Annotated in this window: 26 protein-coding genes; 16 read left to right on the forward strand and 10 right to left on the reverse strand. The window is 59.2% G+C overall.

Annotated features, from left to right (window positions below):
* Nucleotides 1-112 precede the first annotated feature (112 nt).
* Nucleotides 113-1,216 carry a membrane-bound lytic murein transglycosylase MltC gene (gene mltC / locus AACR93_RS13520; protein WP_033115098.1) on the forward strand — a complete coding sequence of 368 codons (1,104 nt, stop codon included), beginning with the start codon at nt 113-115 and terminating at the stop codon, nt 1,214-1,216.
* An 88-nt stretch (nt 1,217-1,304) separates the two neighbouring features.
* Here the strand turns inward: mltC and AACR93_RS13525 are convergent, their stop codons facing one another.
* Nucleotides 1,305-1,691, reverse strand: a complete 387-nt coding sequence (locus AACR93_RS13525; RefSeq protein WP_033115065.1) for a YgiW/YdeI family stress tolerance OB fold protein — start codon at nt 1,689-1,691, stop codon at nt 1,305-1,307.
* Between the two features lie 337 nt (nt 1,692-2,028).
* Between AACR93_RS13525 and AACR93_RS13530 the strand changes: the two genes are divergently transcribed.
* Both AACR93_RS13530 and ompA read left to right on the forward strand, forming a co-directional pair.
* Nucleotides 2,029-3,051 (forward strand): SGNH/GDSL hydrolase family protein, encoded by a 1,023-nt coding sequence (locus AACR93_RS13530; RefSeq protein ID WP_043849685.1) that lies wholly within the window; start codon nt 2,029-2,031, stop codon nt 3,049-3,051.
* Nucleotides 3,052-3,305: 254 nt separating this feature from the next.
* On the forward strand, nt 3,306-4,349 hold the full coding sequence (gene ompA, locus AACR93_RS13535) for a porin OmpA (RefSeq protein ID WP_043849686.1): 1,044 nt from the start codon (nt 3,306-3,308) through the stop codon (nt 4,347-4,349).
* Between the two features lie 117 nt (nt 4,350-4,466).
* Here ompA and AACR93_RS13540 read toward each other — a convergent pair whose 3' ends face one another.
* The gene (locus tag AACR93_RS13540) at nt 4,467-5,489 is read right to left on the reverse strand and encodes a GGDEF domain-containing protein (RefSeq protein WP_043849687.1); all 1,023 of its coding nucleotides are present in this window, start codon (nt 5,487-5,489) and stop codon (nt 4,467-4,469) included.
* A 134-nt stretch (nt 5,490-5,623) separates the two neighbouring features.
* Here AACR93_RS13540 and rnr point away from each other — a divergent pair, with 134 nt between their 5' ends.
* From rnr to AACR93_RS13560, 4 genes are read left to right on the forward strand one after another with little or no spacing between them, the layout of a single operon-like run.
* Nucleotides 5,624-8,023 (forward strand): ribonuclease R, encoded by a 2,400-nt coding sequence (gene rnr, locus AACR93_RS13545; RefSeq protein WP_041209218.1) that lies wholly within the window; start codon nt 5,624-5,626, stop codon nt 8,021-8,023.
* Complete coding sequence (rlmB, locus tag AACR93_RS13550) at nt 8,020-8,769, forward strand: 23S rRNA (guanosine(2251)-2'-O)-methyltransferase RlmB (RefSeq protein WP_040067006.1); 750 nt, start codon at nt 8,020-8,022, stop codon at nt 8,767-8,769. The genes rnr and rlmB overlap by 4 nt, the downstream gene beginning before the upstream one ends.
* Nucleotides 8,770-8,771: 2 nt before the next feature.
* Nucleotides 8,772-9,344, forward strand: coding sequence for a Crp/Fnr family transcriptional regulator (locus AACR93_RS13555; RefSeq protein ID WP_043849688.1), 573 nt, complete (start codon nt 8,772-8,774; stop codon nt 9,342-9,344).
* A 56-nt stretch (nt 9,345-9,400) separates the two neighbouring features.
* Nucleotides 9,401-9,856 (forward strand): GNAT family N-acetyltransferase, encoded by a 456-nt coding sequence (locus AACR93_RS13560; RefSeq protein ID WP_043849689.1) that lies wholly within the window; start codon nt 9,401-9,403, stop codon nt 9,854-9,856.
* A gap of 286 nt (nt 9,857-10,142) precedes the next feature.
* Here AACR93_RS13560 and srmB read toward each other — a convergent pair whose 3' ends face one another.
* Nucleotides 10,143-11,366 (reverse strand): ATP-dependent RNA helicase SrmB, encoded by a 1,224-nt coding sequence (srmB, locus tag AACR93_RS13565; RefSeq protein WP_043849690.1) that lies wholly within the window; start codon nt 11,364-11,366, stop codon nt 10,143-10,145.
* A gap of 118 nt (nt 11,367-11,484) precedes the next feature.
* Here srmB and AACR93_RS13570 point away from each other — a divergent pair, with 118 nt between their 5' ends.
* The 3 genes from AACR93_RS13570 to brnQ (AACR93_RS13580) all read left to right on the forward strand — a co-directional run bounded on the left by AACR93_RS13570 (nt 11,485) and on the right by brnQ (AACR93_RS13580) (nt 15,350).
* Entirely contained in the window at nt 11,485-12,195 is a 711-nt protein-coding gene (locus tag AACR93_RS13570; RefSeq protein ID WP_043849691.1) for a tRNA1(Val) (adenine(37)-N6)-methyltransferase, read from the forward strand.
* 190 nt (nt 12,196-12,385) lie between these two features.
* A complete protein-coding gene (gene brnQ, locus AACR93_RS13575; RefSeq protein WP_082044040.1) occupies nt 12,386-13,693 on the forward strand; it encodes a branched-chain amino acid transport system II carrier protein in 1,308 nt (435 codons plus the stop codon).
* A 379-nt stretch (nt 13,694-14,072) separates the two neighbouring features.
* Nucleotides 14,073-15,350, forward strand: coding sequence for a branched-chain amino acid transport system II carrier protein (brnQ, locus tag AACR93_RS13580; protein ID WP_043849693.1), 1,278 nt, complete (start codon nt 14,073-14,075; stop codon nt 15,348-15,350).
* A gap of 78 nt (nt 15,351-15,428) precedes the next feature.
* On the opposite strand, the gene AACR93_RS13585 is transcribed toward brnQ (AACR93_RS13580), so the two are convergent.
* From AACR93_RS13585 to zur, 3 genes are read right to left on the reverse strand one after another with little or no spacing between them, the layout of a single operon-like run.
* On the reverse strand, nt 15,429-15,659 hold the full coding sequence (locus tag AACR93_RS13585; RefSeq protein WP_041209212.1) for a hypothetical protein: 231 nt from the start codon (nt 15,657-15,659) through the stop codon (nt 15,429-15,431).
* Nucleotides 15,660-15,664: 5 nt separating this feature from the next.
* Nucleotides 15,665-16,126: a chemotaxis protein CheX gene (locus AACR93_RS13590; RefSeq protein ID WP_033115052.1), complete on the reverse strand. Its 462-nt coding sequence runs from the start codon at nt 16,124-16,126 to the stop codon at nt 15,665-15,667.
* Nucleotides 16,116-16,574, reverse strand: coding sequence for a zinc uptake transcriptional repressor Zur (gene zur / locus AACR93_RS13595; protein ID WP_041209211.1), 459 nt, complete (start codon nt 16,572-16,574; stop codon nt 16,116-16,118). Before zur ends, AACR93_RS13590 begins: the two co-directional genes overlap by 11 nt.
* Before the next feature lie 137 nt (nt 16,575-16,711).
* Between zur and dusA the strand changes: the two genes are divergently transcribed.
* Complete coding sequence (gene dusA / locus AACR93_RS13600; protein ID WP_043849695.1) at nt 16,712-17,698, forward strand: tRNA dihydrouridine(20/20a) synthase DusA; 987 nt, start codon at nt 16,712-16,714, stop codon at nt 17,696-17,698.
* Nucleotides 17,699-17,773: 75 nt separating this feature from the next.
* On the opposite strand, the gene AACR93_RS13605 is transcribed toward dusA, so the two are convergent.
* Together AACR93_RS13605 and AACR93_RS13610 are read right to left on the reverse strand one after the other, a co-directional pair.
* Entirely contained in the window at nt 17,774-18,073 is a 300-nt protein-coding gene (locus AACR93_RS13605) for a hypothetical protein (RefSeq protein ID WP_043849696.1), read from the reverse strand.
* A 132-nt stretch (nt 18,074-18,205) separates the two neighbouring features.
* Nucleotides 18,206-19,810, reverse strand: coding sequence for a peptide ABC transporter substrate-binding protein (locus AACR93_RS13610; protein ID WP_043849697.1), 1,605 nt, complete (start codon nt 19,808-19,810; stop codon nt 18,206-18,208).
* A 183-nt stretch (nt 19,811-19,993) separates the two neighbouring features.
* On the opposite strand from AACR93_RS13610, the gene AACR93_RS13615 reads away from it, so the two are divergent.
* A complete protein-coding gene (locus AACR93_RS13615) occupies nt 19,994-20,716 on the forward strand; it encodes a ParB-like protein (protein WP_043849698.1) in 723 nt (240 codons plus the stop codon).
* Nucleotides 20,717-20,777: 61 nt separating this feature from the next.
* On the opposite strand, the gene AACR93_RS13620 is transcribed toward AACR93_RS13615, so the two are convergent.
* Nucleotides 20,778-21,455, reverse strand: coding sequence for a CatB-related O-acetyltransferase (locus AACR93_RS13620; protein ID WP_043849699.1), 678 nt, complete (start codon nt 21,453-21,455; stop codon nt 20,778-20,780).
* 285 nt (nt 21,456-21,740) lie between these two features.
* Here AACR93_RS13620 and AACR93_RS13625 point away from each other — a divergent pair, with 285 nt between their 5' ends.
* Entirely contained in the window at nt 21,741-22,169 is a 429-nt protein-coding gene (locus tag AACR93_RS13625) for a DUF2753 family protein (RefSeq protein ID WP_033115108.1), read from the forward strand.
* A gap of 12 nt (nt 22,170-22,181) precedes the next feature.
* On the opposite strand, the gene AACR93_RS13630 is transcribed toward AACR93_RS13625, so the two are convergent.
* Entirely contained in the window at nt 22,182-22,931 is a 750-nt protein-coding gene (locus tag AACR93_RS13630; RefSeq protein WP_043849700.1) for an enoyl-CoA hydratase-related protein, read from the reverse strand.
* Nucleotides 22,932-23,020: 89 nt separating this feature from the next.
* Here AACR93_RS13630 and AACR93_RS13635 point away from each other — a divergent pair, with 89 nt between their 5' ends.
* From AACR93_RS13635 to AACR93_RS13645, 3 genes are all read left to right on the forward strand, one after another.
* The gene (locus tag AACR93_RS13635) at nt 23,021-23,476 is read left to right on the forward strand and encodes a copper chaperone PCu(A)C (RefSeq protein ID WP_042032588.1); all 456 of its coding nucleotides are present in this window, start codon (nt 23,021-23,023) and stop codon (nt 23,474-23,476) included.
* Between the two features lie 94 nt (nt 23,477-23,570).
* Nucleotides 23,571-24,197 (forward strand): TIGR04219 family outer membrane beta-barrel protein, encoded by a 627-nt coding sequence (locus AACR93_RS13640; RefSeq protein WP_043849701.1) that lies wholly within the window; start codon nt 23,571-23,573, stop codon nt 24,195-24,197.
* 28 nt (nt 24,198-24,225) lie between these two features.
* Nucleotides 24,226-24,906 (forward strand): SDR family oxidoreductase, encoded by a 681-nt coding sequence (locus tag AACR93_RS13645; protein WP_043849702.1) that lies wholly within the window; start codon nt 24,226-24,228, stop codon nt 24,904-24,906.
* The last annotated feature ends 75 nt before the right edge of the window (nt 24,907-24,981 follow it).

Consider the following 24,981-nt stretch of genomic DNA (forward strand, 5'->3'; position numbering starts at 1 on the left):
ATCGAGCTGTAGTACCTGTGAGCGGGGAGTGGAGCCAAAGGTGGCCAGCCTCCCCTTGTTTACTCGCGGCATATGAATGATGGGCGGCACTGCCGCCCTGTTTGAGGATCCTATGGGCCGAATTTTCTGGCTGCTGTGCACCCTGCTGTTTCTCTCTGCCTGTTCATCTTCTCCCAAGCCCAGCGGGAATGAGGATGATGATCTCGTCAACGGCAAGGACATCCGCGGCTTTGAACACATGATCAGTGCGCTCTCCCATAACGTGAACGAAATATGGGGGCGAGAGGCGCTGTTTGCGGGCAAGTATGACTACGTCAAATACACGGATCAGTACAAGAGCCGTGCCCACATCGACTTCTCCAGCGGCCATATCATGGTCGAGACGGTATCTGGCATAGATCCCCGTGCTCACCTGCGTCGCGCCATTGTCGAGACCCTGCTGACACCGGACGATCCGGCCGAAGTGGATCTTTACTCCGACCGGGAGATCATGCCCGGCGGCGAGCCTTTCCTCTATGGCCAGGTGGTGGACAATCAGCGTCAGCCCATTCGGGCCTCCTGGCGTGCCGAACGCTACGCCGACTACCTGCTCAACACGGCAATGAAGAAGCGCACCCTTGGTATTCGCACCATCTTCTTCGTCGATATCCCCATGGTGGCCAACCACGAAGACAGACGGGGCTACAAGTACGCCAGCCTGATCCGTGAAGCCTCCCGCAAATACGGGGTCTCTGAAAGCCTGATCTATGCGGTGATCAAGACCGAGAGCAGCTTCAACCCCTATGCGGTGAGCCATGCCAATGCTTATGGCCTGATGCAGGTCATTCCGGCGACGGCTGGGCGTGACGTCTATGTGCGGGTCAAGGGCAAGAGCGGTCAACCGACCCGGGAAGACCTGTTCAATCCGGCCTACAACATCGATGTCGGGACTGCCTATCTGCATCTGCTGCAGACTGTCTATCTGTCGGATATTCAGGATCCCCAATCCCGTCGCTATGCGGTGATCTCCGCCTATAACGGTGGGGCTGGCGGGGTGCTCAACACCTTCTCCAGCGATCGCAAGGCGGCGCCAGGGATGATCAACCAGCTCTCACCCGAGGCGGTCTATCAGGTGCTGACCGAGCAGCATCCCAAGGCGGAAGCTCGTCGCTATCTCTACAAGGTCAATCAGGCCGAGAAGGGGTTCAAGCGAACATTTGCCAGCCGTTCCGGTTAACGGGTCGCAGCGGCAGACAGGAAAATGAAAAAGGGCGCTTTCAACAGCGCCCTTTTTTACGTCTGGTCAGTCAGGGATCATCCCGGCCTTACTTGGCGATGAAGCCGCCTTTAGCCTTGGGCGCCGCGCCCACTTTCTCCAGACTTTCCACATCAAGTTCGGTCTTGTTCCAGCTGTGGTCCACCTCGCCACGGATGCGGATCAGGTCATCCGGCCCTACCTCGGTGCCGCGCCATACCTTCTCGTCTACCTCGACCTCTACTTCGCCGCTCTCGTCGCGGAACAGGTAGTTTTCACCGCCGAGGTGCTTGACCAGCTTGCCTTCCAGCGTGGCCCAGCTGTCATCGGCCAGATCCTTGAGTTGCGCCACGGAGACCTTGTTCTGCTCCATCGGGCCCGTATAAGCCGCCATGGCGAAAGAGGATACGGACATCAGGGTCAACATTCCGATAATGGCTGCGCTTGCTTTGTTCATTTCATGCTCCTGTCGTTGGGATGGGGGCATTGTGCGGAGGGGGGCGTGAAACAAGCGTGAAAGCATCCGTTTTATTTGCGAGAAGGGGATAGAGCACAAAAAGCACGCGCTATTTCCGACTGTGGCAGGAGCCGAAATGGGGTGAAAATGGAATAAGAGATCGCCTGTTTTGTGAGCGCAATCGATTCTATTGCGCGAAAGAGTAGGTGAAGGTTTAGCCAGCTCGTTAATCTGTCGTCTTGATCAGGCGTCAGTGGAGATCTGCTTCTTCCCAAAGAGATCTCCGTTCGAGGAAAGCGAGCAAGGGTAACCCTTGCCGAACAATGAGAATAACAATATGAAAAAGTGGCTTGTTTGTTTATTGGGGTTGATGGCATTGACCGTTCAGGCGGTCGAGCGTCCTGCCTTTTCCCGTATCGTGATGTTTGGCGACAGCCTCTCCGATACCGGCAAAATGTACCAGAAGATGAAAGGGTATCTCCCCTCCAGTCCCCCCTATTTCAAGGGGCGTTTCAGTAATGGGCCAGTCTGGCTGGAAGTGTTGCAACAAGAGCATTTCCCGGGGCTTAAACTGGCCAACGAGGCTGAAGGCGGTGCCACTGCGGTGGCCTATAACCACCTTGGCCCCCTGAATGGCTGGCTTGGCTTCTGGTCCTGGGATCCCAAGTATCAGGTGATCAATAACCTGGAGTACGAGATCAAACAGTTCCTGAAAAAAGACAAGTTCCGCCCCGATGATCTGGTGGTGATTTGGGTGGGAGCCAACGACTATCTGGCCTATGGCTGGAACAAGGAGAAGGATGCAGATCGGGTGATAGCCACCATTCAGGCGGCAGCGAATAATCTGGTTTTAAATGGCGCCAAACAGATACTGCTGTTCAACATTCCTGATCTGGGGCAAACCCCGTCGGCTCACAGCATGAAGGTGGTCGACAAGGTGCGCCATGTAGCCAAATACCATAACCAGCGTTTGCAGGCGCTCACCAACGAGCTTGCCCCTCTTGGCATCGTGAAGCTGTTCGAAGTCGACAAGCAGTTTGACGAGATGGTGCGCGACCCGCAGCAGTTCGGGCTCAGTGATATCGAACATGCCTGCTACGGCGGTGGCTATGTCTGGAAGCCCTTTGCCAAGATGCCGAAAGCGGCTGCGCTGACGCTGCCGGAGCAGCTTGCCATTGCGAGCAACCCGATCCTGGCGCAGGCTGTGGTCAGCCCCGAGTTGATGCGGGCGGCCATGACGGCCAATTGCGAGGGCAACATGTTCTGGGATCAGGTGCACCCGACTCGTACCGTGCATAAAGTTCTGGGTCAGCGTGTGGCCGATTTTATCGAGAAGAACTACGAGTTCATCCGTCAGTAACAACCCTTCCGGGCCAGCGACAGGCTGGCCCGTTTCCCCGCAGAATGATGCATTCATCCCTTTCCTGGTCAAATAACAGACATTTGTTGCTGTTTTTGTGGTGTCATTGAGTTAAAGTGTTATTTGTTAATTGATATCAGGTACTTGAAAATAGGCTAACGTTGATATGCTGCGATCGTGTTTGTGCGATTGCGCCTATAAGACGAGGTGATATCAATCAACCTCCTCCTACATAAAGTTGCAGAGGCTAAGACATGAAAAAATCATTGATTACCTTACTGGTTACCGGTTTGCTCGCTGCCAACGCACAGGCGGCCGGTCAGGACAACACCTGGTATGGCGGTGCCAAACTGGGCTGGTCCAACTTCTATGGCATTGATGAAAGCAACGCTTTTACTCTTGGCAATGAGACCAATGATTCCCTGGGGGCCGGTGTGTTTGGCGGCTATCAGGTTAACAAGAATCTGGGTGTTGAGCTGGGTTATGACTATCTGGGCAAGTACAAGTTTGATGCCGTAGAGAAATCAACCGGCACAGCATTTAACGACTCCGTGAAGGCACAACTGGCGCAACTGACCCTGAAGTTGGGCTTCCCGGTGACCGAGAGCCTGGACCTCTACGGTCGTGTAGGTGGTGGCTATGGCTGGGCTGACAACAGCGGCGAGGGAAGCGACAGCCGCTTTGTTGTCGTAGGTGCGCTGGGCGCTGAATATGCCTTCAACCGCGACTGGGCTGCTCGCCTTGAGTATCAATACTCCACTCCGTATGGCAGCCGTGACGACACTGGTCTGCGTATGGACAACGGCCTGCTCTCGCTGGGCGCTGTCTATCGCTTCGGTCAGGTTGCTCCTGTGGTTGCCGCACCGGCTCCTGCGCCGGCACCCGCTCCCGAGCCTGTTATTGTCGAGAAGCAGTTCACCCTGAGCTCCGACGTGCTGTTTGACTTCAACAAGGCAACGCTGAAGCCGAAAGCCAGCGAGGCTCTGGACAACCTCTACAGCCAGATTGAGTCTGCGCGTCCGAAGGATGGCGTCGCCACCGTGATCGGTTACACCGACCGCATCGGTTCTGACTCCTACAACCAGAAGCTCTCCGAGCAGCGTGCCCAGACCGTTGCCAACTATCTGGTTGGCAAAGGGATCCCGGCCAGCAAGGTCAATGTGGAAGGGCGTGGCAAGGCTTCCCCGGTTACCGGCGACAGCTGTGTCAGCAAGTCCAAGCGCGAGCTGATCGTCTGCCTGGCTCCGGATCGCCGTGTCGAAGTGAAAGTGGAAGGGGTCACAGAGGCCCAGCAGTAATCGTCTGACCGATGCCGCCATGGTTCCACCCCGGCGGCACCGGTAAGAGATGAAGAAAAGCCAGTCAGTGATCTGACTGGCTTTTCTATTGGGGAAGATCCGGCAATTAGACGGCTCTCAGGAGGGAAGTGGCATGACCCGGTTACGGCCAAGCTCTTTGGCCTTGTAGAGTAGCTTGTCGGTTCGTTCGACCAGACAGTCGGCACTCTCCTGACCGTTGAACTCGCCCACGCCGAACGAGGCGGTGATGTGATCGATGCGTCGGCCTGACTTGCGATCCAGAATCGACATCCGCTCGATGGCGCGGCGCATGCTCTCTGCCATCTGTCTGGTCAGTGCCAGATTGCGATGGGGCACCAGCATGGCGAACTCTTCGCCACCCAGCCGATAGGCGGTCACTCCCTCCTTGCAGGCATCGCGCAGCCGTTTGCTGAAAGCGCGCAGCACCTGATCGCCAAGCAGGTGACCATATTCGTCGTTGAAGTTCTTGAAGCGGTCGATGTCGGCAAGGATCAGCGAGAAGGGCTGCTGGCTGCGGATCAGGCTATCCAGTTCAAGGTCAAAGGCGCGCCGGTTGAGCAGGCTGGTGAGGGCATCCTCGTTGGCCAGTTTGCGGGTCTCGTTGAGCGCCGCCCGCAGCTCCTTGATCTCTTTTTCGGCATTGCTGAGCTGGTTGCGAAAGTGCATGGTGGACATGCGTACATCCCGCGATTCGCGCACCAAATCCCGCAGGATCCCCATGGTGTCTTCCAGACTGAAGCCTTCGTCGTCGATACGGCTCAGCTTGTCAAAACTCTTGTCGAGCATCTCCTGAAACATGCCGGTATCCGATATGGCGTCCTGCATGGAGTGGCCCAGCTCGTTGGCCATGGCGGCGAGGTTGAGCTTCATTGCCTCCATCTGCTTCTCGTCCTGAGCCGCCAGATATTGGTGGTAGAGGCGCTCGCAGGTGGTGAGAGAGCAGGTGCCCTGCAACTTGACTGCCTGATCGATCGCCTGATTGAGCTCGGGCATGCTGGCCGCAACGTAGTTGTACCAGAGGTGATAGTTATCCGGCGTCGTGGGGATCTGGTACTTGATCATCAGGGGGACTGCCTGCTTGAGATAGGCGGCAGATTGGGCAAATGTGTCCTTACTCATGAGTTCTGTGTCTCATCATGCCAGCGAACTGAAGATAGTATGACAGAGAGATTGGCCAAAAGGCAGCCGATGGATGCCATTCGCCCCCCCCTCCGATATAATGGCACCGTTACCACCTACCCTAAGGCCTGCTTATGTCTCAAAAAGATCCTTTCCTCGAACGCGAGGCCGAAAAATACGAGAATCCCATCGCCAGTCGCGAGATGATCCTCGACCTCATCAAGGGCCACGAAAAACCCATGTCACGGGAAGAGCTGGCCAAGGTTCTCAAGCTGACCGATGAAGAGCCACTGGAAGCCCTGCGTCGCCGTCTGCGTGCCATGGAGCGCGATGGACAGCTGGTCTTCACGCGCAACCAGTGTTATGCCCTGCCGGATCGTCTGAATCTGGTGAAAGGCTACGTACTCGGCCACAAGGATGGCTTCGGTTTCCTGCGTCCCGAGGGTGGTGGCCCGGATCTGTTCCTCAACAACCGTGAAATGCAACGTCTGATGCACGGCGACTATGCGCTGGTGCAGCCGACCGAAATCGACCGCAAGGGGCGCCAGGAGGCGCGTCTGGTGCGTCTGCTCAAATCCCGCGAGGCGGATATTGTCGGCCGTTACTTCGTCGAGAACGGCGTTGGTTTTGTGGTGCCTGACGACAGCCGCATCGGTCAGGACATCATCATCCCGGAAGGGGAGAACAAGGGGGCTCGTCAGAGCCAGGTCGTGGTCGTGCGCATCAACCAGCGCGCCACAGCCCGCTTCAACGCGGTCGGCACCGTGTTGGAGGTGCTGGGTGAGAACATGGCGCCCGGCATGGAGATCGAAATCGCCCTGCGTACCCACGGCATTCCGCACACCTGGCCGGAAGAGGTGACCAAAGAGGTTGCTGGTCTCGGCGAGCAGGTGCCGGAGAAGGCCAAAGAGGGCCGTATCGACCTGCGTGCCCTGCCGCTGGTCACCATCGACGGGGAAGATGCCCGCGACTTCGATGACGCTGTCTTCTGTGAGGCCAAGCGTGGTGGCGGCTGGCGCCTGTGGGTTGCCATTGCCGACGTCTCCGCCTACGTGAAGCCGGGCACGGCCCTCGACACCGAAGCCTATCAGCGCGGCAACTCGGTCTACTTCCCCGAGTTCGTGGTGCCCATGCTGCCGGAGGTGCTCTCCAACGGTCTCTGTTCCCTGAACCCGCAGGTTGACCGCCTCTGCATGGTGTGCGAGATGACCATCTCCGCCTCTGGCCGCATGTCCGGCTACAAGTTCTACGAAGCGGTGATGAACTCTCACGCCCGTCTCACCTACACCAAGGTGGCAGCGATCCTCGACGGGGATCCCAAGCTGCGTCAGCAGTATGACCCGCTGGTGGGCCATATTGAGGAGCTCAACAACCTCTACAAGGCGCTCAAACAGGCTCGTCATCAGCGCGGCGCGGTGGAGTTCGAGAGCGAGGAGACCCGCTTCATCTTCAATGCCCAGCGCAAGATAGACCGCATCGTGCCGCTGGTGCGCAACGACGCCCACAAGATCATCGAAGAGTGCATGATCCAGGCGAACGTGGCTGCTGCCCGTTACATCGAGAAGAACGAAGCCGCCGCCCTGTTCCGGGTACACGATCGTCCGGGCGAAGAGCGCCTGACCGGTTTCCGTGACTTCCTGGCCGAACTGGGTCTGGAGCTCAAGGGCGGTCTTGAGCCCGAGCCGAAGGATTTCGCCGAGCTGGCTGCCAAGTTTGAAGGGCGCCCCGATGCGGAGCTGCTCTCCACCATGCTGCTGCGCTCCATGCGTCAGGCCATCTATCAGGCCGACAACATCGGTCACTTCGGCCTGGCCCTGAAGTCCTACGCCCACTTCACCTCGCCGATCCGTCGTTACCCCGACCTGATCCTGCACCGCGCGATCAAGTATCAGACCGCCAAGGAGCAGCAGGCCAACCTGCGCCACAAGTGGACCCCGAGCGGTGGTTACCACTACCAGCTGGAAGAAGTGGATCCGATGGGCGAGCACTGCTCCATGACCGAGCGCCGTGCCGACGATGCCACTCGCGACGTGGCCGACTGGCTCAAGTGCGAGTACATGCTGGATCACGTGGGTGACGAGTTCGACGGCGTTATCGCCAGCGTCACCGGCTTTGGTTTCTTCGTGCGTCTGGCCGAGATCCACATCGACGGTCTGGTGCACGTCAGCACCCTCACCAACGACTACTACCAGTTCGACCCGCTGCACCAGCAGCTGATCGGCGAGAACTTCCGCCGCCGCTACCGTCTGGGCGACAAGGTGCGGGTCAAGGTGATGGGCGTCAATCTGGATGATCGCAAGATCGACTTCGTGATGGTGGAAGAGCCCCTCAAGATCACCGGCAAGAATGCCAAGCAGGCGGTTCGCAAGATGGCCGAGATCAAGAAGGAGAAGGCCAAGAGCGCCGAGCGCCACGAAAAGCGCAAAGAGAAAGATGGCAAGGAGAGCGGCAAACCCGCCAAGGGTGGCCGTGCCAAACCCAGCAACAGACGACCGGGCAAAAAAGCTCGCGATAAGGCCAAGAGCACTAAATGAGTACTGAACTGATCTACGGCATTCACGCTGTCACCGCGCTGCTGGAGCGCACTCCCGAGCGCTTCATCGAAGTGTGGGCCCTCAAGGGGCGGGATGACGACCGGCTGCAACCCCTGCTGGCCGAGTTGGAGTCCCTCGGCTTGCGCGTGCAGAGCGTGAACCGCAAGACCCTTGATGACAAAGCGGAAGGCAACAATCACCAGGGCATCATGGCCCGGGTGAAAGAGGCGCCGAAGCTCGCCGAGCACGACCTGGCCAGCCTGCTGGACGAGCTGGCGGCACAACAGAGCCAGCCCTTCCTGCTGGTGCTGGATGGCGTGACTGACCCGCATAACCTCGGCGCCTGCCTGCGCAGTGCCGATGCCGCCGGGGTGCACGCGGTGATCGTGCCGCGCGACAAGGCCACGGGTCTCACCCCGATCGTGCGCAAGGTCGCCTGTGGCGCCGCCGAAGTGGTGCCGCTTATTCAGGTCACCAACCTGGCCCGCACCCTGCGCGAGCTGCAGGAGCGCGGCGTCTGGATCGTCGGCACCGCTGGCGAGGCCGATCACGACCTCTATCAGGCCAAGCTGACCGGCCCGATGGCGCTGGTGATGGGGGCTGAAGGTAAAGGCATGCGTCGCCTGACCCGCGAGCACTGCGACGAGCTGGTGAGCATCCCGATGGCGGGGGCGGTATCCAGTCTCAACGTCTCGGTGGCAACCGGCGTCTGCCTGTTTGAAGCCGTGCGTCAGCGCCGTGCTTGATCATGCTGACTGACAGGCCCCCCTTCGATTGGGCGCAGGTCGCAGATAAAGAGGAGGCCGCGCGCCTCCTCTCTTTTGCCCGCCCGCTGACTCTCAGCCCGAAAAGCTGCCTCTGGCATGCCGGCGACAGCCCGGATCTGCTGGTCAGGGTGGAGCAGGGGCTGCTGCGGGCCAAGCTGGTGCTGGAGGATGGCCGCGAGTACATCAAGGAGTTCTACTGGGAGGGGGACGAGTTTCTCGACTTCCACCACCTGCTCAGTGGTGAGCCGGCTCGCTACAGCGTGGAGGCGCTGGAGCCCTGCCGTTTGCTGCTGTTCAGTCTGGCCGACTTGCGCCAGCTGCCCGGCTGGCCGCACTGGTACCAGCACCTGCTGGAGGTGCAGCTGCGCATCAAGGAGGAGAAGGAGCAGTTGCTGCTCACCGGCAGCCCGCAGGCGCGCTATCAGCACTTTCTCGACAGTTTTCCCGCACTCGATGCCAGAGTGCCCGACCACCAGATTGCCGCCTATCTCGGCATTACTCCCATCAGCCTGAGCCGCATTCGCAAGCGACTGAAAGAACTTAACAAAGGTTAATGCAGGGCACTGGCGTCACGATTATGCTGGCAGGCCGAACTGATAAGGAGTTGCCGATGAACTGGATCCTGAAACCCTGGTCTGAACTGACCACTGACGAGTTGTATGAGTTGCTGGCGCTGCGGGCCGAGGTGTTCGTGGTGGAGCAGACCTGCCCCTTTCAGGATCTGGACGGGCTCGATCGCCGCGAAGGGGTCTGGCACCTGCTCGGCTATCAGGGCGATCTGCTGGCCGCCTATGCGCGGATCATGGCGCCCGGCATCGGCGACGAGAGCGGTGCCGCCATCGGTCGGGTGGTGACTTCACCCAAGGCGCGCGGTGGTGGTCTCGGTCACCAGCTGATCGGCGAGGCGGTCAAGGCGTGCGAGGCACGCTGGCCGACCCACAGCATCTGGCTGGGGGCGCAGGCCCATCTGCAGGGCTTCTATGGCCAGCACGGTTTTGTGGCTGAGGGGGAGGGATATGTCGAGGACGATATCCCCCATATCGGCATGCGCAAGACGGTGGCCTGACAGGCCGGCTGCATTCAGGGGGGATTCGTTGCCCGGATCGGGCGATGGCCCGACAGGGTGTCTGACGGGCAGATTGATGCCCTGATGATCGGATGAGGTTCACTATAAGTTTTGGTTAGGTCATTCAGCTAAAACCCATAAATTAAATTTATAGTGAGTCGTTCTGGCTGCAAATAGCCCTGCAACGGCGGTGGCGAGCCCGGAGCAATACAGCTCCGATTGGCCAGATACATAGAATGCAGAAGGGCCATCCCGCGGGATGGCCCTTCTCTTTATCGCCAGGCGATCACTTCTTCTTTTTCTTCTTGGCGGACTTCTTCTTGTCGACCGGCTTTTTCTTCTTCACCGGTACCCGCGCTTCTTTGTGTTTCGGGCGCAGCTCGTCGATCACCCGGCGCTTGAGGCGCTCCTCTGTGTAGCGTTCGATCTTGGCGACCATCGCCATGTCGTGGGCTTCCACCAGACTGATGGCACAGCCACGGTTGCCGGCGCGGCCGGTACGACCGATCCGGTGGACGTAAACGTCGGCGCCGTAGGGCATGTCGTAGTTGATGACATGGCTGACGTTCGGCAGGTCGATGCCGCGGGCTGCGACGTCGGTGGCGATCAGGAAGGGCACTTCACCTTCGTGGAACTTGCGGATCGACTCGATACGCTTGCTCTGCTCCATCTCGCCGCGGATCCAGGCGCAGGAGATGCCTGCCGCCTGCAGCTGGCCGGAGAGCTCCGCCAGACGCTCGCGGGTCTTGACGAAGATGATCGCCTTCTGGGTTTCCGGGTTTTTCAGGATGTGGGTCAGCAGCGCCAGCTTGTGGGCGGCGTCATCGGCCAGATGGATCCACTGGGTGATGGGACGACGCTCGCTGCGCGGCGGCTCGGCGTGCAGCTCCACCGGATCTTTGAGGATTTCGCTGGCGAACTTCTCAAGGCCGGCCCCTTCCAGAGTGGCGGAGAAGAGCATGGTGTGCTTGCGGTAGCGCGCCTCTTCTACGATGCGGTTCACATCCTTGATAAAGCCCATGTCCAGCATGCGGTCCGCTTCATCCAGTACTAGCACCTCGATGTCGTGGCTCTCGAACTCCTCTTTCTCGATGTACTCGAGCAGGCGGCCCGGGGTGGCGACCACGATGTCGGTGGTTTTGGTCAGGGCAGGCAGCTGCTCTTCATGGCTGACGCCGCCGATTATGGTCTCGATGCTGAGGTTGGTGTGGGCCGCCAGCGCCTTGGCGTGGGCAGTCACCTGCAGCGCCAGCTCGCGGGTCGGGGTCAGGATCAGCATACGGCAGGGGCCCGGCTTGCGGCGCGGGAAGTCCAGCAGGTGTTGAAGCGCCGGCAGCAGGAAAGAGGCGGTCTTGCCGGTACCGGTCGGAGCGGATGCCAGAATATCGCGGCCGTCCAGGGCTGGCTCCAGTACCATCTGCTGGATGGTAGTGGGGCGGGTGAATCCCATCTCGGCCAAAGCCCGGTTGAGGGCAGGGTGCAGGTCGAAATCATCAAAGGACTGGCTCATGGCAATACTCGGTCATTAAGGAAACGGCAGATTATAGGCGATTATCTCGTCGGCTCCTATGGCGAGTGTGGCTTAGTCGCTATAATCGCCAACCATTTTTTCAGATGACGGGGGCCAGATGGGGCGTAGTCGCGGTTTTACCTTCAAACAGTTCCATATCAATCACGATCGCTGCGCCATGAAGGTGGGCACCGACGGCATCCTGCTCGGTGCCTGGGCCCCGGTCGAACAGGCGCGCCGGGTGCTCGATATCGGCTCCGGCAGCGGCCTCATCGCCCTGATGCTGGCCCAGCGCAGCAGATCTGACTGCCATATCGACGGGGTGGAGCTGGATAGTGATGCAGTGATCCAGGCCAGAGAGAACGTCGCCGCCTCCCCCTGGGCCGAACGTGTGGCCATCACCGAAAGCGCGGTGCAGGGGTATCAGGGCGCCCCTTACGATCTAATTGTCTCCAACCCCCCTTACTTCGTGGCAGGCCAGTCATTTAGCGATCCGGCGCGGGCGATGGCCCGCCATACCGGCGCCCTCGACAGCCATGCACTGCTAGCTGCTTGCGACCGACTGCTGGCCCCGAATGGGGAGGTGGCACTGGTGCTGCCGACGGCCATGGCTGATGAAATTTTATGCATCTCGGCGGATTATGATCTGCATGGCATTTGTTATACAGCTGTTATCACCAGAGAGGGTAAAGAGGCAAATCGTGTTTTATTGCGACTTGGCAGAGGATTAAACAGGTGTGAAAGGGGGGATATTGTGATCCATTCTGCTGATGGAGCCTATTCCGACAGATATATCCAACTGACCAGCCCCTTCTATTTGAAGATGTAAATTTCGTCTTGAACTATTTTTTCATGCCATTATGCTGGTTCCAGATCGAGCACCCGCTCCAGACCAGCCAAAACCACTGGTCGCGATGAAAAATCAAGCGGGGCTCTTTTTTTTACCCATATGAACAAACTGGTCAATGACCGATAAAAACTATAACAAGCAATAATTTACAAGACAGACGAGGTTGAACTTGAAGAAATCACTCACGTTGTCCGACGTACTCGGATTGGGGTTCATGACCTTCGCCTTCTACCTGGGCGCCGGTAACATCATCTTCCCGCCGCTCGCTGGTTACATGGCTGGCGAACACCTCTCTCTGGCGATGCTGGGTTTTCTGGTTACCGCTGTGGGCCTGCCGCTCATCACCATCATTGCCGTCGCCAAGGCTGGTAACGGCTGGGCCGGCATGACCAAACTGCTGCCTGCGGGCGTGGCCACTGCGCTGGCGGTTGCCATCTACATCATCATCGGCCCGGCCTTTGCGGCTCCCCGTACCGGTCTGGTGGCCTACGAGATGGGCCTCAAGCCTTTTATCGGTGATATGGGTCAGGCGGGTCTGGCTGCCTACACTGTGCTCTTCTTCGGGGTGGCCGTGCTGGTCTCCATGAACCAGGGCAAGCTGATGGACGCCATCGGCAAATACCTGACTCCGGTACTGATGTTGCTGCTGCTGACCCTGGCGATCGGGGTATTCGTGGCGCCGCAGGGCACCATGCCTGAATCTGCCGGTGACTATCAGAACAGCCCGTTTGTGAAAGGGATTCTGGAAGGCTACAACACCATGGATACCCTGGCTTCCCTGATGTTCGGTGCCCTGATCGTCGACCTGCTGCGCCAGAAAGGGATTAATGACTACCAGAGCCAGTTCAAGTATCTGGCCATCGCCGGCCTGATCTCGGCCATCGGCCTCTCCGTGGTCTACATCTCCCTGTTCGAGCTGGGCAACACTGCCGCAGGCGTAGCGACCGATGTCAGCAATGGTGGCGCCATCGTCAACGCCTATGTGCTGAGCCTGTTTGGTCAGCCGGGTCAGTTCATTCTGGCGGCCATCATTACTCTGGCTTGCTTTACCACTGCCGTGGGTCTGATCTCCGCCTGCTCCGACTTCTTCCACAATCTGACCGGCATGGCTTACAAGAAGCTGGTCGTGCTGCTGGGCGTTATCTGCGCCGTGGTGGCCAACGTGGGTCTGAGCCAGCTCATCAGCCTCTCCATTCCGGTGCTGGTTGCCATCTATCCGGTTGCCGTGGCGCTGGTGCTGGTCACCTTCCTGAAGGGTTACTTCGGTCGCCCGCGTCTGGTGTTCCGCGCCGTGCTGGTGGTGGCTTTCCTGTTCGGTTGCCTGGATGGTCTGGGTGCTGCCGGTATGAAGATGGATGCGTTTGCCTTCCTGCCGCTGTTTGACAAGGGCCTTGCCTGGTTGATGCCGACCCTGCTGGCTTGCGTGGTAGGGATGGTGGTTCGCCCGGCCGAGAAGCTGGCCGCCGAAGTTGCCTGATAGCTTCCTTCTCTCTGAACAAAGAGCCAGCCTTGTGCAGGCTCTTTTGTTTGTTGATACCTGCACTGCTGCCGGATGCTTGCCCGCTTCCTTTCTCTCTGCCGCGCTTCACCTCCTTCCCCACTGTGGTCATTCAGTGATTAATTCTGGCCAAGCAAATTGTTTCAAGATATTAATGTGTGATTGAGATCAAATATCTCTTCTTTATGCTCAGGATGGCGCTCCTCATCCGATTGTCGGGGAGAGCGGGAAGCGAGCATATGGTTGTCAGGTTATCTGCCAGGCAGTGGGTGTAATCAACAAGAACAAGCTGATAAGGCAGATGAGGTTGGGTTTGACGAAATCATTGAAGTTGTCCGACGTATTCGGATTGGGGTTTATGACGTTCGCCTTCTATCTGGGGGCAGGCAATATCATTTTTCCGCCGCTGGCCGGTTTTATGGCTGGTGAGCATCTGGTCGCCGCCATGTGCGGTTTTCTGCTGACGGCGGTGGGGCTGCCGCTGATCACCCTGATTGCGGTAGCCAAGGGTAGTTCTGGCCGTGGTGCCGGTGGCTGGACCGAGCTGACCCGCTATCTGCCGGCAGGGGTCGCCACTGCGCTGGCCATCGCCATCTACATCATCATGGGGCCTGCGTTTGCCATTCCCCGCACCGGTCTGGTTGCCTACGAGATGGGGCTCAAGCCCTGGCTCGGCGATGCCGGTCATGGGGGGCTGCTGCTCTATACCCTGAGCTTCTTTGCGCTGGTGATCCTGGTGGCGCTCGATCGCGGCAAGCTGCTCGATGCGGTCGGCAAGTACCTGACGCCGGCCCTGATGGTGATGCTGCTCATTCTGGCGGTCGGGGTTTTTGTGGCGCCGCAGGGCTCCATGCCCGATGCCAGTGGCGAGTACATAGACGCTGCCCTGACCAAGGGGATGCTGGAAGGGTACAACACCATGGATACTCTGGCCTCCCTGATGTTCGGTGCCCTGATCATCGGCTTGCTGCGCCAGAAGGGGATTGAGGATTATCGCAGCCAGTTCAAATATCTGACCATCGCGGGGTTGATCTCGGCGGTCGGGTTGTCGGCTGTCTATATCTCGCTCTTTCATCTGGGCAACAGTGCTGAAGGGGTGGCGAGCGATATCAGCAATGGCGGCGCCATCGTCAATGCCTATGTGTTGAGCCTGTTTGGTCAGCCGGGTCAGTTCATTCTGGCGGCCATTATCACGTTGGCCTGCTTTACCAGCGCGGTTGGCCTGCTCTGTGCCGGTGCCGACTACTTCCACGGCCTGACCGGTTGGGCCTATCGCGACTGGGTTATGCTGCTGGGGGCGCTCTGTGCGCTGGTGGCCAATGTGGGTCTAAGCGAGTTGATTGGCCTCTCCATTCCGGTGCTGGTGGCCATCTATCCGGTCGCCATCGCGCTGGTGCTGGTCACCTTCCTCAAGAGCTACTTTGGTCGCCCGCGTCTGGCATTCCGCTCTGTGCTGGCGGTGGCCTTCCTGTTTGGCTGTCTCGATGGGCTGGGAGCTGCCGGCATGAAGATGGAGGCGTTTGCCTTCCTGCCGCTGTTTGACAAGGGGCTCGCCTGGCTGATGCCAACCCTGCTGGCCTGTCTGCTTGGCATGCTGGTGCGGCCGGTCGACGATCTGGCTGCCGAGGCAGCGTAAACAGGTGACTCACCCGTCCGCATAACAAAAGAGGCCAGCTGATGCTGGCCTCTTGGTATGGGTCTTCGAGCAGACGAACTAGATGCGCGGGCCTTCCGGCTTGGGTTTGCCATCCAGACCATACCAGTGGGTCTGAACGCGCCCGGCATGCCATTCGAAGGTGCCCCACGGCGCCTTGGCTTGCCAGCGGGGGAAGTTGATGACCACCCGATTGTCTTCGTATTTGTAGAGAGAGGTGCTGATCTGGATATCAGAGAGGATCAGCAACAACGCCCAGCAGATAAAGAACCATTTCAAGGCAGTCCACATCGTGACTACTCGAAGCAGATTTCGATGGTGGCACGACCAAAATCAGATTCGAAAGGCATCATGATCTTGGTGCCATCGGCGCGGTGAGTGATGGTGTGGTTGGGGCCGGAAACGATAACCGGAGTGGCCATGTCAAACTCGTAGCCCTTCTCGCCCAGCATCCGCTTGGCACCACCGGTCACCATGTTGGTGATCTCGCCCACCATGTCGGTCACCTCTTCATTGATGGTGGCAGGAGCTTCCCCCAGCATGCGGCGCATGATCTCCAGCGCCAGCCCTTTTTCGAAGCTGATGGAGAGCGAGCCACGGGTCTGCGGGCCGACCATGCCGATCAGGCCGGAGACATCGCCGCGAGCCAGCTCGTCCATCTTGCGTTTCGGTTTGCCCGGTTTGAGTTCCAGCTGTGCCATGGTGGAGAGCACATTGAGCAGAGAGAGCAGGAACGGATTTACAAAATCAGCCTTCATGATGACTTCCTACAGTGGGCGTACAGCGAGCACATTGGCCATGTGCCTCTATCGTCTTATTGGTAATAGTAAAACCATGCAGATGGGCCTGCTCGGAAAACGCGCTATCGATCGCCGTGTCGTGCAGCTCAACCACCTCGCCGCAGTCATCGCAGATGAGCAGCTGCATCGGGTGAGCATGATCGAAGTGGCAGCAGAAGATAAATGCGTTCAGCGATTCCACCTTGTGGGCAAAGCCCTGTTCGAGCAGAAAATCGAGTGCCCGGTAGACGGTTGGCGGTTTGGCGTTGGCTTCCGTTTGCTGCAGTTGAGCCAACAAATCATAGGCGCTGATGGCGTTGCCATGTGCCGCCAGCAGGCGAAATACCTGACGTCGGGTCGGGGTGAAGCGGATCCCTCGCTGTACACAGAGTCGCTCGGCTCGTTGTAAAAGTTGGTCTTGATTCATGATCGCGCAATTGCCCTTTCTATTAGCTGGATACTATCACAGGGCCTCGCATGGCGCGGCGACAAAATTCATTTTCTGGGGCTGCTTCACGTTGTGATAAAATCCGCCCCTTTCTTTAGCCAACCCGGATGATTTTTATGCAGGCGCAGCGTTTTTCCATCGCCCCCATGCTGGACTGGACCGATCGGCATTGCCGTTATTTTCATCGACTGATGAGCCGCCAGACCTTGCTCTATACCGAAATGGTGACCACTGGCGCCATCATCCACGGCAAGGGTGATTATCTGGGTTACAGCGAGCAGGAGCACCCCATCTCCCTGCAGCTGGGTGGCAGCAATCCGGCCGATCTGGCGCGCTGTGCCAAGCTGGCTGAGGAGCGTGGCTATGATGAGGTGAACATCAACGTCGGCTGCCCCTCCGATCGGGTGCAGAATGGCCGCTTTGGCGCCTGCCTGATGGGTGAACCGGCGCTGGTGGCTGACTGCGTCAAGGCGATGCGCGATGTGGTCGATATTCCGGTGACGGTAAAGACCCGTATCGGCATCGACGATCAGGACTCCTACGAATTTCTGCAGGCCTTTATCGAACAGGTGCGCGATGCCGGTTGCGACACCTTCATCGTCCATGCCCGCAAGGCCTGGCTGAGCGGCTTGAGCCCCAAGGAGAACCGCGAGATCCCGCCGCTCGATTACCCTCGGGTCTATCGGGTCAAGCAGGATTACCCGGATCTCACCATCGCCCTCAACGGCGGTGTCACCTCCATGGAGCAGACCCTTGAGCACCTGCAACACGTCGACGGTGTCATGATGGGGCGCGAAGCCTATCAGAACCCCTACATTCTGGCGCAGGTGGATAATCTGGTGTTCGGCCAGAACAATGCCGTGCCGAGCCGCCATGAGGTGGTGCGGATGATGCTGCCCTATATCGAGCAGGAGCTGGCCAAGGGCAACTACCTCTCCCACATGACTCGCCATATGTTGGGACTGTTCCAGAACATGCAGGGCGCGCGCGCCTGGCGTCGTCACCTGAGCGAAAACGCCTGCAAGCCGGGGGCGGATATTCAGGTGGTGCTGGATGCCATGGCCAAGGTGCCGGAGTTTGCCGCCAGCGAGCAGGGCGAATAACTCTCCTGTCAGGCAAAGCGAAAAAAGCGCGTCTTGTGACGCGCTTTTTTATTGCCATCGGCCGTGAGCGGAGGCTCAGCTGGCGGGGTGGAAGTTGTGGATCTCCCCCTCGCGCGGGGTGAAGCGGGGATCGCTGTCGCGATGCGCCTCTATTTGCAGCATGGTCTGGCAGAAGCTGCCTGCTTTGTCGTACTCCTGCCGGGCGAGATCGATAGCCCGCTCGGCCCGTCGCCGCGCCATCTTGTCCGCCTTGCGATCGCTGAACTGCTGTTGCTGATGCAGCATCCAGTCGACAAATGCTTGCTGGCAGTGAGATTCACTCTCGGCCAGGGCTGGCAATGTCCAGAGCAGGGAGAGCAGTAACAGGTAACGCATGATAAATGGCGATCGACAACGGTTGATGGAATCGGAAAGCGGGCATTCTATGCGGCGATATCGGGTGTGAACAGTATCAATAAGAGGGCCGCCCGCAGGCGGCCCTCTTGTGCTTCAGTGCTCTATGTCAGCTCAGTGTTTAACGATATAGAGCTGGCGGCTGTAGGCCACATCTTCCGGGTTGTTGATGGGGTAGCCCTTGAGCCAGGGCTTGATGAGCCTGGCATTGGTGTACTGATAGATGGGGGCGATGGGAGCCTGCTGTTCGAGGATGCTCTCCGCCTGATCGAACAGCCGGCTGCGGGCGCCGCTGTCGCGGGTTTGCGCCGCCTTGTCCAGCAGTTGGTCATAGCTTGTATCGGCAAAGCCGGTCATGTTGCCGCTATGGTGAGAGCCCCACAGACCGAGGAAGGCGGACGGGTCGTTGTAGTCGGCCACCCAGGAGGAGCGGATCACCTCGAACTGGCCGCTCTGGCGGCTGTCGAGATAGGTTTTCCACTCCTGATTGGTCAGCTCTACCTGAGCGCCCAGCTTCTGTTTCCACATGTTGGCGATGGCGAGCGCCAGTTTCTTGTGTACTTCGGCGGTGTTGTAGAGCAGCGAGAGCTTGAGCGGTTTGTCCGGGCCGTAGCCAGCCTCCTTGAGCAGCGCCTGTGCCTTGCTGTCCAGCTCCTGTTGGCTGCTGCTCGAGAGCAGGTTGGCCTTGGGCTCGAAGCTGGCGGTGACATCCGGGGTGAAGTGGTAGGCCGGTTTCTCGCCGGTGCCGAGCACCTTGTCGGCAATCAGGGCGCGATCGATGGTGTAGGAGAGCGCTTTGCGTACCCGTACATCGTCGAGCGGTGGCTGACGGGTATTGAAGGCGTAGTAGTAGGTACCAAGCTGCATCGGGGTGTAGACCTCACCCGGGATCTCTTTCATCAGCTTGTCGTACTGCTCTTTGGGGAAGGATTCGGTGATCTGCAGATCCCCCGCCAGATAACGGTTGGTGGCGGTGGTCTCCTGATTGATCGGCATGAAGATGACCCTGGTCAGCACTGTGTGGGCCTTGTCCCAGTAGTGGGGATTGGGCACCAGCTCCAGCTTCTCGTTGACCATCCGACTGCTCAGCACGAAGGCGCCGTTGCCGACCAGCTTGCCGGGCTGGGTCCACTTGTTGCCAAACTTCTCGATGCTGGCCTGATGCAGTGGCGACAGGCTGGGGTGGGTGAGCAGGCTCAGGAAATAGGGAACTGGTTGGGAGAGGTTGATCTGCAGGGTGTGGTCATCGATCGCCTTGACACCCAGCTCGCTGGCAGGCAATTTGCCAGCCATGATCTCGTCCACCTTGTCGAAGCGGGCAAGTTGGGCAAACCAGGCGAAAGTGGCCGCCTCTTTCGGGTCGACCAGCTTGCGCCAGCTATAGACGAAGTCGCCAGCCTTGACCGGATCGCCGTTGGACCAGCGGGCATCCGGGCGCAGGTGGAAGGTGAAGAACTGGTTGTCCTTGTTCTCCCAGCGCAAGGCAACGGCGGGGACGGGTTTGCCATCCGGCCCCTGGGTCAGCAGCCCCTCGAACAGATCCCGCAACACCTGCAATTCGGGCAAGCCGACCAGCTTGAGCGGACTGAGACTGGCAGGTTCATCTTTCAGGTGGCGAACCACCACCTGTGTGGCGGCCAGTTCGGTTCCGGCGGGAATATCGGCAGCCTGGACTGCGGCACAGCCCAAGAGGGCCAGCAAGGGGCTCCATCCTTTCATGGGTCGGATCCTTCAAATTGTGTGAAGCGGGGAGAAAACTCGGCGAGAAAATGTCGCCGACAGACGGGAAATCATGATATCCCGTTTACTGGTCTGACCGCCAGCATTCGGCTCTCATCTGTCGCCGGGGCGGCGCCGTGTTGTCGCGTGTCCGGGATTGAATGTGACTAGGAGTAGCAAACGATGAAAGCATGGTTATTGCCGGGCTGTTTCCTGATGGTCGGGGCGCTCAGCCAGAGTGCCTGGGCGTTGACGCCGTGTCAGCGCGACACGGCGGTGGGTAGCTGGTGCGAGGCGGGGATCGAGACCCTGCACCCGACCCAGGGTGGGGTGGGGCAGCTGCAGGTGGATGAAACCCAGGCGATGCTGGCGGACATGAATCCGAAGCAGCTCGACAAGCTGATGAAAAAGAAAGAGATCCCTGTGGTGATTGCGCCGGATGGTGGCTACTGGCTGGTGGACCGACATCACCTGACCAAGGCGCTCTGGCAGCAAGGGGTCAAGCAGGTGCGGGTCAAGGTGATCGGTCGCTTGCAGGATAAAGACAACTTCTGGAGCCAGATGCAGAACAACCACTGGGCCTGGCTCAAGGATGAGAAGGGGTTACCCCTCACGCCGGAGCAGCTGCCGACCAGCATCGACAAGCTGCCCGACTACCCCTATCGCACTCTGGCGGGGTTGCTGCAGGATGCGGGTTACTTCAGCAAGCAGGATCAGGTCTACTTTGTCGAGTTCGCCTGGGCCAGCTGGCTCGGCAAGCAGATGCAGTGGATGCCGATAGACAGCGCCAATCTGGCGGCCCGGCTGCAGCAGGCCAAACGGCTTGCCTGCGGCAGCGATGCCAAAGATCTGCCCGGTTATCCCGGCCGGCAGTGCAGCCTAAACCAGTCGAAAACGGCGAGCTGACAGCCAGACAACGAGAGAGGGCGACCCGTGGGTCGCCCTCTTTGTTATGCCTGTCTGCGCGTTATGGTGTCGCATCTGGCGTTGAAGCCTGACTCTGCCAGGTGGCGACCGCCTGTTCCAGTAGCGCCACCTCGCCCTGCTGGATCAGTGGCAACAGAGCATTGACCTGTTCGTTCGGCCAATCCCACCAGGCGAGTGCCTGCAGCCGGGCTATCTCGCTCTCGGTGAAGCGCATCCGCACTATGGCTGCTGGCGTGCCCGCTACCATCGCGTAGGGGGGCACATCTTTGGTGACCAGCGCCCGGGCGGCGATGATGGCGCCATCGCCGATGGTGACGCCGGGCATGATCATCGCCTCCATACCGATCCAGACATCGTTGCCGATGCGGGTATCGCCGGCAGGGCGGTAACTGCGCTTTAGCGCCTCCAGATCAGCAAACGGATAGGTGCTGATGAAAGCGGTGTTGTGGGTGTGGTTGCCGCCCATGATGATCTTCACCCCGGCGGCGATCTGCACGTAGTCACCGATATGGAGCTGGTCGATATGCCAGAGCGGCTCCCAGCCGGTATCGGGATGACGGCTGAAGCTGTCGCCATGGAGGTAGCGCACCACCTCCTGTTCGAAGGGGCCATCCCAGGCACCCGAGTAGTAGCTGTGTTGCCCCTTGAGGCGGATGTTGGGGTTGCTGGCCGTCAGATGCAGGTATTCGACCTGTGACCAGTGCTGGCAGGTTTTCATTCTGGTACTCCTTTGTTGAATGGATTTGATTGGTTGCGTTCGATGGAGCGCAGCTAATAGATCCAGACCAGCATGCGGGGCACGCAGAGCAGGGAACAGCCCAGCATTTGGGGCAGACGGGGTCGCATTCGGGGTAAGCCCTGATATCGGCAAGTGGCGGGATCATAAGGGGGATTGCAGCGATTTGCCAACCTGCAGCGGAGATCCTGCACTAACCATCTGGTTGATATTTATTCTCAATTAGCCATCATTAACCTCCCGATTGAGCCGGTGGGGGATAACGAAATGACACCAGAGAGTTGGCAGCGTTACATGCTGGAGGCGGAGCGGTCGTGGCAGTCCGGTTCGCTGGGGGCCGCCGTCTGCTTCTATCAGCAGGCGCTGGGGGATGTCTACGAGATGAGTGAGGTTGAGCTTGCCGAGCTGGCCAGCATGCGGGTCGCCACCTGCCACCGACTGGCCGACTTCTGGCGGGCGATGGATGAGCCCGCCTACGAGCTGCGTTATCTCAAGCTTGCCTCCGAGCTGGTGACGGCGCTGGTGCCGCAGTGCCCCAACCGGGAGTGCGAGGCGCTGATCAGCGAGCTGGGCTGCTGCCGCGGCGCCCTGCTCGCCTTCTTGAAGCGCCACCCCAACCCCGAAATAGCCAAACTGATCCAGTTGCAGGACAAGGTACAGGGCTGTGAACTGATCGGCCGTTTTCGCCTCAACTGACGGGCGTTGATCTTAGCTGCGGCGCTTGAGCTTTTGAGCGATGCGCTGCTGCGCCTCTTCCCCTTGCAGCGCCTGGGCGAAGGCGCGCGCCTCCAGATCGATGACGAAGTGGACCGCCTGTTTGAGCTCCTGTTTCATAAGCGCCTTGCTCTTTTGCACCGCCCTGGGCGCCTTGGCTGCCAGCTTGAGCCCCTGCTCGCGGGCAAAGGGGAGCAGGGCATCGGCCGCTACCACCTTGTTGGCGAGCCCGAGCCGCAGCGCCTCGTTGGCATCGATCGCCTCGGCCAGCAGCAACAGCTCCGCTGCCTTGAGGTGACCCACCATGCGCGATAGCAGCAGGCTGGAGGCGAACTCCGGCACTAGCCCCAGCTCGACGAAGGGAAGTTGCAGGCGGGCGTTATCCGCCAGATAGACCAGATCGCAGTGGAGCAGGATGGTGGTGCCGATCCCCACCGCCGGGCCGCCGACCGCCGCAATCACCGGCTTGGGAAAGTCAGCCAGGGTGTGGAGGAACTGCAGGATGGGGTCGTCTGGCTCCAGCGAGCTCTTGCCGACGAAATCGGCCAGATCATTGCCCGCGGTAAAGCAGTCGCTCTGACCCTGCAGCAGCAGAACATGCACCTCCTCATCGTTTGCCGCCTGTTGCAGGGCGCTCACCAGCTGCTGATAGAGGGCGGTATTGAGGGCATTGCGCTTGTCGGGGCGGTTGAGCGTCAGGGTGAGCAAGCCATCCTGCTGCTCGGCGACGAGAATGGGGGCCATGTCTAAATCCTTGTTATTGAAGGGTGCACAAAGGTTACTGCCGGAGTAACCTTGGAGCCGTTTAACAACATCATAAAAGGATTTCAACCATGTTTAAACGTGCGTTTTATTCTCTGCTGGTGCTCGGCATGACGGCTCCCGCGCTGGCCAAGGTGGATGCGGTTGACGGTTATGTGCGTTTGCTGCCGCCGGGCTCTCCCAACACCGCCGCCTTCATGGTGCTCAAGAACGATGCCGACAAGCCGGTCAAGCTGGTGGCGGCAGCCTCTCCTGCGGCGGGTCGCGCCGAGCTGCACACCCACCTGCACGAGAATGGCGTGATGAAGATGCGTCAGGTCGAGAGCATCGAGATTCCGGCCAAGGGTGAAGTGGCGCTCAAGCCCGGCAGCTTCCACATCATGCTGTTCGAGATTGGCGCTCTCTCCGAAAAAACTCCGATGCCGCTCACCCTCACCATGGATGATGGCGAGAAGCTGGAGCTCTCCCTGCCGGTCAAACCGATCGAGCCGATGGCGGGGATGAACATGAAGCATATGAAACACTGACATTTGTCGTCGCTTGTTCAGATTTGAGACTGGGTATTTTGGCTGCACCGGGTAAAATAGCGCTCTTTCCATGTATGCAAGAGGAAGTGAAGTGATGAAAAAGACGCTGATTGCCGGTGTTCTGTTTGCCCTGTGCAGCCAGGGTGCCATGGCCGCCAATGACTGGCGTTTCGCCGCCGGTGCCGACGTATGGAATGCCCAGGGCAGTGGTCAGGTTTATGGTGCCAGCACCAACTATGACGATCACTACAACTGGAACGGCTACCTGCAGCTGGAACACGGCATCATTTTCCTGCCGAACGCCAAGTTTGAGATCTCCGACTTCAGCACCTCCGGCGGCGCCTTCAAGAACGAGCTGACTGCCTACGATCTGAACCTCTACTACCGTCTGTTCAACAACGATCTGTTCAAGATCGATCTGGGTCTGACCGGTCGTTACTACGATGGCGAGCTGACCTCCTACGGTCGCAAGGGCTACGACAAGGACACCGTGATGGCCTACGCCGGTAGCGAACTCTACATCCCGAACACAGGTTTCGCCTTCTTCGGTGATCTGCGCACTCACGACGCGGACAACTATGACTACCGTCTGGGCGCTTCCTACAAGTTCTCCAACATGCCGGTCAAACTGCGTGCAGGCTGGCGTGAAGCCAATGTGGACTTCGACAACGTCGACCAGCGTATCGACGGCTGGTTCATGGGCGGCGAATTCACCTTCTAATCTGAGTGTCTGACGACAAGGAGAAGTAATGGGCTACATCATAGTGACGGGGGCCGGTTCCGGTCTGGGCCGCGCCTTGACCGCAGGGCTGGTTGAGCGGGGCCATCGGGTTGCCATGATGGGGCGCCGTTACGAGAAGCTGCAGGAGCAGGAAGAGCAGCTCGGTCAGGCGGTGATCGGCATTGCCGCCGATCTCGCGCACCACGAAGAGGTGGAGATGGCGTTTGCCGCCGCCGTCGAGTGGGGCGGCCTGCCCGAGATGGTGATCCACTGCGCCGGAGTTGGCGAGTTCGGCCCGGTCGGCATCTACACCGCCGAGCAGATCCGCAGTGTGGTGGAGAGCAATCTTGTCTCCACCATACTGGTGGCCCAGCAGACGGTGCGCCTTATCGGCGAGAAAGGCGGGGTGCTGGCCAACGTGCTCTCCTCTGCCGCTCAGGTGGGCAAGGCCAACGAGAGTCTCTACTGCGCCTCCAAATGGGGGATGCGCGGCTTTCTGGAGTCGTTGCGCGCCGAGCTGAAAGGCTCGCCGCTGCGACTGGTTAACCTCTACCCGAGCGGGATCCGCAGCGCCTTCTGGGACAACTCGGATCACGTCGACCCGACCCGTTTCATGACCCCGGAAGATGCCGCCGCCTACATGCTCGATGCATTGGAGGCGCGCAGCAGCTGCCATGTGACCGATCTCTTTATCGGTCGCAACGAGTAGATTTTTCTCTTGCCGCGCAGGCTCAGGTTAAAGAAAGAGGGAGGCGTGATGCCTCCCTTGTTTTTTAGCTGATAG

The organism is Aeromonas sp. L_1B5_3 (assembly GCF_963866575.1).
GTDB lineage: Bacteria > Pseudomonadota > Gammaproteobacteria > Enterobacterales > Aeromonadaceae > Aeromonas > Aeromonas jandaei.

Coding starts and splice junctions, on each gene's coding strand:
- AACR93_RS13560 (WP_043849689.1), top strand. CDS start 9,401: ATGAACTGGATCCTGAAACCCTGGTCTGAACTGACCACTGACGAGTTG.
- AACR93_RS13585 (WP_041209212.1), bottom strand. CDS start 15,659: ATGTGGACTGCCTTGAAATGGTTCTTTATCTGCTGGGCGTTGTTGCTG.
- mltC (WP_033115098.1), top strand. CDS start 113: ATGGGCCGAATTTTCTGGCTGCTGTGCACCCTGCTGTTTCTCTCTGCC.
- rnr (WP_041209218.1), top strand. CDS start 5,624: ATGTCTCAAAAAGATCCTTTCCTCGAACGCGAGGCCGAAAAATACGAG.
- brnQ (WP_043849693.1), top strand. CDS start 14,073: ATGACGTTCGCCTTCTATCTGGGGGCAGGCAATATCATTTTTCCGCCG.
- AACR93_RS13540 (WP_043849687.1), bottom strand. CDS start 5,489: ATGAGTAAGGACACATTTGCCCAATCTGCCGCCTATCTCAAGCAGGCA.
- ompA (WP_043849686.1), top strand. CDS start 3,306: ATGAAAAAATCATTGATTACCTTACTGGTTACCGGTTTGCTCGCTGCC.
- AACR93_RS13555 (WP_043849688.1), top strand. CDS start 8,772: ATGCTGACTGACAGGCCCCCCTTCGATTGGGCGCAGGTCGCAGATAAA.
- AACR93_RS13620 (WP_043849699.1), bottom strand. CDS start 21,455: ATGAAAACCTGCCAGCACTGGTCACAGGTCGAATACCTGCATCTGACG.
- AACR93_RS13530 (WP_043849685.1), top strand. CDS start 2,029: ATGAAAAAGTGGCTTGTTTGTTTATTGGGGTTGATGGCATTGACCGTT.
- rlmB (WP_040067006.1), top strand. CDS start 8,020: ATGAGTACTGAACTGATCTACGGCATTCACGCTGTCACCGCGCTGCTG.
- AACR93_RS13610 (WP_043849697.1), bottom strand. CDS start 19,810: ATGAAAGGATGGAGCCCCTTGCTGGCCCTCTTGGGCTGTGCCGCAGTC.
- AACR93_RS13625 (WP_033115108.1), top strand. CDS start 21,741: ATGACACCAGAGAGTTGGCAGCGTTACATGCTGGAGGCGGAGCGGTCG.
- AACR93_RS13525 (WP_033115065.1), bottom strand. CDS start 1,691: ATGAACAAAGCAAGCGCAGCCATTATCGGAATGTTGACCCTGATGTCC.
- dusA (WP_043849695.1), top strand. CDS start 16,712: ATGCAGGCGCAGCGTTTTTCCATCGCCCCCATGCTGGACTGGACCGAT.
- zur (WP_041209211.1), bottom strand. CDS start 16,574: ATGAATCAAGACCAACTTTTACAACGAGCCGAGCGACTCTGTGTACAG.
- AACR93_RS13645 (WP_043849702.1), top strand. CDS start 24,226: ATGGGCTACATCATAGTGACGGGGGCCGGTTCCGGTCTGGGCCGCGCC.
- AACR93_RS13630 (WP_043849700.1), bottom strand. CDS start 22,931: ATGGCCCCCATTCTCGTCGCCGAGCAGCAGGATGGCTTGCTCACCCTG.
- AACR93_RS13615 (WP_043849698.1), top strand. CDS start 19,994: ATGAAAGCATGGTTATTGCCGGGCTGTTTCCTGATGGTCGGGGCGCTC.
- AACR93_RS13605 (WP_043849696.1), bottom strand. CDS start 18,073: ATGCGTTACCTGTTACTGCTCTCCCTGCTCTGGACATTGCCAGCCCTG.
- AACR93_RS13590 (WP_033115052.1), bottom strand. CDS start 16,126: ATGAAGGCTGATTTTGTAAATCCGTTCCTGCTCTCTCTGCTCAATGTG.
- AACR93_RS13640 (WP_043849701.1), top strand. CDS start 23,571: ATGAAAAAGACGCTGATTGCCGGTGTTCTGTTTGCCCTGTGCAGCCAG.
- AACR93_RS13635 (WP_042032588.1), top strand. CDS start 23,021: ATGTTTAAACGTGCGTTTTATTCTCTGCTGGTGCTCGGCATGACGGCT.
- AACR93_RS13570 (WP_043849691.1), top strand. CDS start 11,485: ATGGGGCGTAGTCGCGGTTTTACCTTCAAACAGTTCCATATCAATCAC.
- srmB (WP_043849690.1), bottom strand. CDS start 11,366: ATGAGCCAGTCCTTTGATGATTTCGACCTGCACCCTGCCCTCAACCGG.